The sequence below is a fragment of the Ferrovibrio sp. genome (genome assembly GCF_046297595.1).
Classification (GTDB): Bacteria; Pseudomonadota; Alphaproteobacteria; order Ferrovibrionales; family Ferrovibrionaceae; genus Ferrovibrio.
This window is the reverse complement of sequence record NZ_JBKBHT010000017.1, coordinates 1-7,400: the sequence shown is the minus strand read 5'-3', so window position 1 is coordinate 7,400 and position 7,400 is coordinate 1. Positions and strand designations below refer to the sequence as shown.

The window sequence follows — 7,400 nt, the reverse complement described above, 5'->3', positions numbered from 1 at the left end:
GCCAGATACTCGACAAGCTGCGCCTTGGAAGTGATCGGCGTTTCGGGAGCCTGGGCCGGTCCGGACATGAGAACCTCGAAATGATTATTGTTATCGTTACTGGGGTTGGGCGGCGGCCGAACGGCTGCCTCCGGCATATGGGGCAGATTAAGCGACCTGTCTAGTACCCCGATACCGCCTGGGAATGACTGGGTCGTGACGCCCCATGACGTAGATTATTCCGGTGACGCAGATTAATTCTGCCGCGCCGCCTGTAAAATGGCGAGGGCTGCGATCGCCGCCGTCTCCGCCCGCAGGATGTTCTGCCCCAGCGTTACCGGCACGATGGCGGGGTGACGCAGCATGGCATCCAGTTCTTCCGGCGCGAAGCCGCCTTCGGGACCGACCAGCAGGGCACAGGGTTCGTCCTTCGGGCGCGGCTGCAAAGCGGCCAGCAGCGGCAAAGCCTCGCTGCGTTCGGCACAGACATAGAGGCGCCGCTCCTTCGGCCATTCGGCCAGCAGTTTCTCCAGCGTGACCAGGTTCTCAATCGGCGGCACGTCCAGCCGCTCGCTCTGTTCGGCCGCTTCACGCGCAATCGCCGACAGGCGTTCCCCATTCACCTTCGGAATCTGGCAGCGTCGCGTCTGCACCGGCAGCAGCCGGCCGACGCCCAGCTCGGTAGCCTTCTCGATCACCATCTCGATGCGGCCCTGGCGGATCGGCGCGAAACACAGCCACAGGTCGGCGGCGGCGGCAAAGGGCCGCGTCTGCATGCCCACCAGCAGGCGGACTTCCTTCTTGCCGACCACGCTCAGGACGGCATGGAATTCGCCGTCGCGGCCATTGAACAGGGCCACCGTATCGCCCTCGCCCAGCCGCAGCACATGGCGCAGGTAATGCGCCTGGTCGGGCGGCAGCACGACCTCGGCCCCGCCGCTCAGGGCGGCCGGCACGAAGAGGCGGGCCTTGGCAACATTGCTCATGCTTGTACGGTATCCTCGGACGGACTACAGGAGCGTTATGGCAAAGCCCGACCCCGAAGTCACCGATCATGCCGCCCCCGCAGATGCCGTGCGGGGCCACTGGGTCGAGCGCTGGCTGCCGGCCGGCTGGCGGCCCTATGCCCGGCTCTCGCGGCTGGACCGGCCGATCGGCACCTGGCTGCTGCTGCTGCCCGGCTGGTGGGCCATCGCGCTGGCCCGGCCCCAGGACGCGCCGCTGGACCATTGGCTGATCCTGCTGTTCGGCATCGGCGCCCTGGTGATGCGCGGGGCCGGCTGCACCTTCAACGACATCGTCGACCGCGATTTCGACGACAAGGTGGAGCGCACCCGCCTGCGGCCGATCCCCTCGGGCCAGGTGAGCGTGACCCAGGCCTGGGCCTGGCTGGTGCTGCAATCCCTGATCGGTTTCGTCATCCTGATCCAGATGAATGGACTGGCGATCCTGCTCGGCGTGGTCTCGCTGGGCCTGGTTGCCATCTATCCCTTCATGAAGCGCTTCACCTGGTGGCCGCAATTCTTCTTAGGTCTCGCCTTCAACTGGGGCGCGGTGCTGGGCTATGCGGCGGTCAGCGGCCGGCTCGACTGGATCACGCTCATCCTCTACGCCTCCGGCATCGTCTGGACCCTGGGCTACGACACCATCTATGCCCTGCAGGACAAGGAGGACGACGCGCTGATCGGCGTGAAATCCACCGCCCGTTTATTCGGCAATCACGCCCGGCTGTGGATCGCCGGCTTCTACGACCTGACCCTGCTGGGCCTCGCCGTCGTCGGCTGGATGGCCGGTCTGGGCTGGCCCTACTGGATCTGCCTCGGCATCGCCGCCCTGCATTTCCTCTGGCAGGTGCTGACGCTGAAACCCGACGACAGCGCCGACTGCCTGGCGAAATTCCGCGCCAACCGCGATACCGGCCTGATCCTCTTCGCCGGCTTCCTGCTGGGCTGAAGCTTTCCGCTTGGCGGCAGCCGGCCGCCCGCGTATGGTGCGCCGCCATGAGCCAGCCCCGAATCACCCCGCGCCAGTTCGCCGAGATCTACAAACGCTACAACGCCAACCTGGCCAAGGTGGATTGCGGCCGCAAATGCGCCCCGCTGAACAAGGGCCAGCCGGTCTGCTGCGACACCGACAACGCCATCCCGGTGGTGGAAAAGGCCGAGTTCGAGCTGCTGAAAAGCCGCACCGACCTGTGGTTCAAATACAAGCCGACCGATGCCGCCTCGCGCAAGATCGTCAACGAGCTGACCAGCCATGCCTGCGCCATCGAATGCAAGGGCGCGGCCTTCTGCGAGCGCGACAACCGCACCATCGCCTGCCGCTCCTTCCCCTTCTATCCCTATCTCGACAAGGCCGGCAATTTCATCGGCCTGACCTATTACTGGGATTTCGAGGACCGCTGCTGGATCATTTCCAACATGCAGGTGGTGGAGCGCGCCTTCGTCGATGAGATGGTCGCGGCCTTCGACCGCATCTTCAAGCTCGACCCGGAAGAATTCGAAACGATGAAGGACCACTCGGCCACCATGCGCCGGGTGTTTTCGCGCAAGAAAAAGATCATCCCGCTGATCCACCGCGACGGCGGCTATTTCAAGATCAAGCCCGGCTCGGGCGGCGTTCTGACGCCCTGCACGCCCGACGACTTCAACAAATTCGGCCCCTACAAATCCGAAGCCGCCTATATCCGCGCCGTGAAGGCCGCCGGCGGCACGCTCGGCCCGGCGCCGAAAAAGGGCTACTTGGCACCCTGATCCAACAAGCCCTCTCCCATATAATGGGAGAGGGAGGGTCCCAGCCGTAGGCTGGGAGGGTGAGGGTCTTTCCGCTATTTTCCGCATATGCCAGATGCGCGGGCCTTGCGAAGAACCATGACCGATGCCGAACGTCGGCTCTGGTCATTATTGCGTGGCAGGCAATTAAATGGCTTCAAATTTCGCCGCCAACACCCTGTTGGCAGGTATATCCTTGATTTCGCCTGCATAGAGAGACGGCTGGCTGTCGAAGTTGATGGCGGACAGCATGCTGACAACAATCATGACCGCCAACGCACTGCCTAGTTGGAGGCACAAGGATGGCAAGTCATCAGGTTCTGGAACAGCGATGTTTTGTCAAACCCGGAAGGGGTCACCGCACGTATCGCCGAAATGCTCCAGTAAGTACCCCTCACCCTCCCGCTAATGCGGGCCCCTCCCTCTCCCGCAAGCGGGAGAGGGTGTTACCCTTTGAACAAAAACGTCCCCAGCAGCAGCCAGCGCCGCGCGGTTTCTGCCTGTCCCGCTTTCGCGCGCAGCGGCGTGGTGTAATGCCAGAATGGCAGGCGATAGGCCGTCACCAGTCCCGGTTTCGCCGCCTCCGCCATCTCGGTGAAATGGCCGGTCTTGGCATAGACCAGGAACTGGTCGCGCACGCCCGGCGTGACGAAGCTTAAATGCACATCCAGATAGCCATGCGCCGCGTCGGGTTCTTCCGGATGGTGGTCGGTATGCGGCCCGGCATAATCGCCGGCGCCATAGGCAATCGCCTGCAGGCCGTATTTCGCCTTCAGGGGCCGGCCGGCCAGCATGGTCGCGAAAGCGCGATAGCTCTCCGAACGCAGCATGCCGATCAGGCCGATCTCTTCGGCGGTTCGGAAGCCGGCCGAGCGCGGATTGTCGAGATGCGTGGTGCGCTGGCGCATCGTCTTGGGCAGTGCTTCGGCGTAATTGCGGGTCTGGCCCCAGATCGTCTCGGGCGGGATCGGTGCCTCCAGCAGCCGCAGATGCGGCAGCATCGTCTTTTCTAGCAGCACAGCCGCGGTCCCCGCCTGCCGTCGGTCGATCAGGCCCTCGATACTCAAAAACCGGCAGCGCGGATTGGCCAGGGCGCCGGCGGCCGGATGCCGCCCGGCCAGCAGGGCGCGGCCTTTCGGCGTCAGCAGGTCGGCGAATTCGGCGGGAAAACGGCGCATGCCTTGGGCTTACGGGGCGGGCTTGCGCCGGTCAAGCACTGGTTTCCGTAAGCCTGCGCCCCTAATCTCCGCGCCGATGACATTATCCTCCCCCGTCGCCGCCCCCAGCCGCGAGCAGCAATATGCCCAGGCGCTGATCTTCATCACGCCGGCGCTGTTCTGCGCCAACATGCTGCTGGCCCGTTATTCGGCCGACTTCATCCCGCCGGTGGCTTTGGCCGTGTGGCGCTGGACCGGCGTGGTCGTGCTGCTGCTGCCCTTCTGCGGTCCTGAACTCTGGCGCCAGCGTCAGGCGCTGATGCGCGATGCCGGCCGGCTGCTGGTGCTGGGCGCCCTGGGCATGGGCATCTGCGGCGCCGTGGTCTATGCCGCCGGCAAGACCACGACGGCGACCAATATCGGCCTGATCTATGCCGTCTCGCCCGTGCTGATCATCCTGCTCAGCCGCCTCATGTTCGGCGACCGGCTCTCAAAACGCCAGATGGCCGGCGCCGCCCTGGCGCTCACCGGCACGCTGGTGATCGTGACCAAGGCCGACTGGGCCGTGCTGAAGGCCCTGACCTTCGTGCCCGGCGATCTGATGATCCTGGGCTGCGCGGTAGCCTGGGCGGCCTATGCCGTGCTGCTGAAACGCTGGCCGGGGAACTTGAGCATCAATGCCCGGCTGGCCGCCATCGCGGCGGCCGGCGTGATCGTCATGCTGCCCTTCCTGGTCTGGGAGATGGCGACCGTTGGCCCGGCCACGCCCGATGCCCGCACGCTGGCCGTGATCGCCACCGTGATCCTGGTGCCCGGCCTTTCCGCCTATGCCTGCCACGCCTATATCACCAAGCATCTCGGCCCCGCCAAAGCGGGCCTGATCCTCTATCTCTCGCCGGTCTATAATGCCGTGCTCGCCTGGGCGCTTCTCGGCGAGCAATTCGCGGCCTACCATTGGGCCGGTGCCGTGCTGGTTCTGGCCGGCCTCTACATCGCCACCTCGCTGTCGGGAAAGCGCTGACATGCCCTATACCTCGCTCCGCGATTTCATGGCTCAGCTCGAACAGAGCGGCAATCTCGTGCGCGTGACCGAGCCGGTTCCCACCGTGCTGGAGATGACTGAAATCCAGACCCGCCTGCTCAACCAGGGCGGCCCCGCCGTGCTGTTCGAAAAGCCCCTGCGTGCCGATGGCAGCCCCAGCCCGATCCCCGTGCTGGTGAACCTGTTCGGCACGGTGGAACGCGTGGCGCTTGGCATGGACCGCAAACCGGCCGAGTTGAAAGACGTGGGCGAGACTCTCGCTTTCCTGCGCCAGCCCGAACCGCCCGGCGGCTTCAGGGAAGCGCTCGGCATGCTGCCGCTGCTGAAAACCGTTATGGCGATGCAGCCGAAAACCGTGGGCAGCGCACCGGTGCATGAGGTCGTGCTGCAGGGCGATGACATCGACCTCTCGGCGCTGCCGATCCAGACCTGCTGGCCGGGCGAACCCGCGCCGCTGATCACCTGGCCGCTGGTGGTGACCCAGGGGCCGAACAAATCCGACAAGACCGACCGCTTCAATCTCGGCATCTACCGCATGCAGGTGCTGAACAAGAAGCAGACCCTGATGCGCTGGCTGAAGCATCGCGGCGGCGCGCAGCAGCACCAGCGCTGGAAACAGGCCGGCAAATCCGAACCCTTCCCCGCCGCCGTGGTGATCGGCGCCGATCCCGGCACGATCCTCGCCGCCGTGACGCCTGTGCCGGATACCCTGTCGGAATACCAGTTCGCCGGCCTGCTGCGCGGCCGCAAGGTCGAACTGGTGGATTGCAAAACCGTGCCGCTGAAGGTGCCGGCCGAGGCCGAGATCGTGCTGGAAGGCCATGTGTCGCTGGAGGATTACCGCGACGAAGGCCCCTATGGCGACCATACCGGCTATTACAACTCGGTGGAGCAGTTCCCCGTCTTCACCATCAGCGCCATCACCATGCGGCGCCATCCGATTTATCTGAGCACCTTCACCGGCCGCCCACCCGACGAACCCAGCGTGCTGGGCGAGGCGCTGAACGACGTGTTCGTGCCGCTGATCCGCCAGCAATTCCCCGAGATCGTCGATTTCTGGCTGCCGCCCGAGGGCTGTTCCTACCGCGTCGCGGTGGTGAGCATGAAGAAGGCATATCCTGGCCATGCCAAGCGCGTGATGCTGGGCGTGTGGTCGTATCTGCGCCAGTTCATGTACACCAAATGGGTCATCGTGGTGGACAACGACATCGACGCCCGCGACTGGAAGGATGTGGTCTGGGCGATGTCGACCCGCATGGACCCGGCCCGCGACATCACCCTGATTGAGAACACCCCCATCGATTACCTCGACTTCGCCTCGCCGGAATCCGGCTTAGGGAGCAAGATCGGCCTGGACGCCACCAACAAATGGCCGCCGGAGACGAAGCGGGAATGGGGCGAGAAGATCCGCATGGACGAGGACGTCGTGCGCACCGTGACCGAGAAATGGCCGAAACTCGGCCTGCCCGGCCCCGGAAAGCCGATCTGGAAATAGCCCGGCCCCTCGCCCGATTGTGACGGCGGCAGCAATCCACCCCGTCCTGCCCCTCGTGCCGGCGGGTCTGATCCGCTAATCTGTGGCCGGACAAGACTGCACCCGACAGGGCCGGGCAGCACAGGGACGGACGGCGCAATGCGCTTATGGCAGCAATGGCATGACCTGATCTGCGGCAGGGGTGAGGACTGCCTGCCCGACCCGGCCAGCGATCGTCTCGATGCCGCGATCCGCCAGGAGGAATACGAGGCCCTGCGCCTCACGCTCGGCCTGCGCCTGGGCGTCTGCGCCATCGTCGCCGTCATCCTCACCGTCGAGATGGGCCTGCCGCTGGCCTTCAACTACTACGGCTATCTCGGTGCCTTCGCCTTCTCGGCCTATCTGCAGATGCTGCTGCGCAAGCCGGAGCTCGACCAGCCCTGGATGCACTGGCTGTTCCCCTTCATCGACATGGCGCTGCTCACCGGCGCCATCGTGCTGCCCAATCCCTTCGATCCCACTCCCCTGCCGCCGCCGATGCAGCTCGGCTTCGACACGATCCTCTATGTCGCGCTGTTCGTCGTGCTGTCGGCGCTGGGGCAGTCGGCGCGCACCGTTTTGCTCACCACGCTGGCCGCCATCGTCTGCTGGACGGCCGGCACGCTGTACATCCTCATGCAGCCCGGCGTATCGCTCGCGCTGAACATGGGCAACGTCATCAACATGCCGGTGCCCGACCGCATCGCCTATATCCTCGATCCCTGGAGCGTGCGGCTGGGCGAGATCCTGCCACGCCTGATCCTGATCGGCATGATCGGCATCCTGCTGGCCGTGGCGGTGATGCGCTCGCGCCACCTGATCGCGCGGCAGGTGGAAAGCGAGCGGGCGCGGCGCAACCTGTCGCGCCACTTCTCGCCCCATATCGCCGAGCAGATCGAGCAGATGGACGATGCCATCGGCCAGGTGAAATCGCTCAA

At 65.1% G+C, this 7,400-nt stretch carries 7 protein-coding genes and 1 pseudogene; 6 read left to right on the top strand and 2 right to left on the bottom strand.

Going from position 1 to position 7,400, the window contains the following annotated elements:
* Positions 1-233: 233 nt before the first annotated feature.
* A complete protein-coding gene (locus ACK4FJ_RS20150) occupies positions 234-965 on the bottom strand; it encodes a 16S rRNA (uracil(1498)-N(3))-methyltransferase (protein WP_409768780.1) in 732 nt (243 codons plus the stop codon).
* 37 nt (positions 966-1,002) lie between these two features.
* Here ACK4FJ_RS20150 and ubiA point away from each other — a divergent pair, with 37 nt between their 5' ends.
* From ubiA to ACK4FJ_RS20135, 3 genes and pseudogenes are all read left to right on the top strand, one after another.
* Complete coding sequence (gene ubiA, locus ACK4FJ_RS20145; protein WP_409768777.1) at positions 1,003-1,932, top strand: 4-hydroxybenzoate octaprenyltransferase; 930 nt, start codon at positions 1,003-1,005, stop codon at positions 1,930-1,932.
* 47 nt (positions 1,933-1,979) lie between these two features.
* Positions 1,980-2,732, top strand: a complete 753-nt coding sequence (locus ACK4FJ_RS20140; protein WP_409768774.1) for a hypothetical protein — start codon at positions 1,980-1,982, stop codon at positions 2,730-2,732.
* Between the two features lie 87 nt (positions 2,733-2,819).
* A pseudogene (locus ACK4FJ_RS20135) lies at positions 2,820-3,137 on the top strand (endonuclease domain-containing protein).
* Positions 3,138-3,196: 59 nt separating this feature from the next.
* On the opposite strand, the gene ACK4FJ_RS20130 reads toward ACK4FJ_RS20135, so the two are convergent.
* Positions 3,197-3,928 carry a hypothetical protein gene (locus ACK4FJ_RS20130; protein ID WP_409768771.1) on the bottom strand — a complete coding sequence of 244 codons (732 nt, stop codon included), beginning with the start codon at positions 3,926-3,928 and terminating at the stop codon, positions 3,197-3,199.
* 76 nt (positions 3,929-4,004) lie between these two features.
* Between ACK4FJ_RS20130 and ACK4FJ_RS20125 the strand changes: the two genes are divergently transcribed.
* From ACK4FJ_RS20125 to ACK4FJ_RS20115, 3 genes are all read left to right on the top strand, one after another.
* Positions 4,005-4,928, top strand: a complete 924-nt coding sequence (locus tag ACK4FJ_RS20125) for a DMT family transporter (RefSeq protein ID WP_409768768.1) — start codon at positions 4,005-4,007, stop codon at positions 4,926-4,928.
* Between the two features lies 1 nt (position 4,929).
* Positions 4,930-6,444, top strand: a complete 1,515-nt coding sequence (locus ACK4FJ_RS20120) for a UbiD family decarboxylase (protein ID WP_409768765.1) — start codon at positions 4,930-4,932, stop codon at positions 6,442-6,444.
* A 138-nt stretch (positions 6,445-6,582) separates the two neighbouring features.
* Positions 6,583-7,400: hypothetical protein (locus tag ACK4FJ_RS20115; RefSeq protein WP_409768762.1), on the top strand; the 818-nt coding region annotated here is incomplete at its 3' end.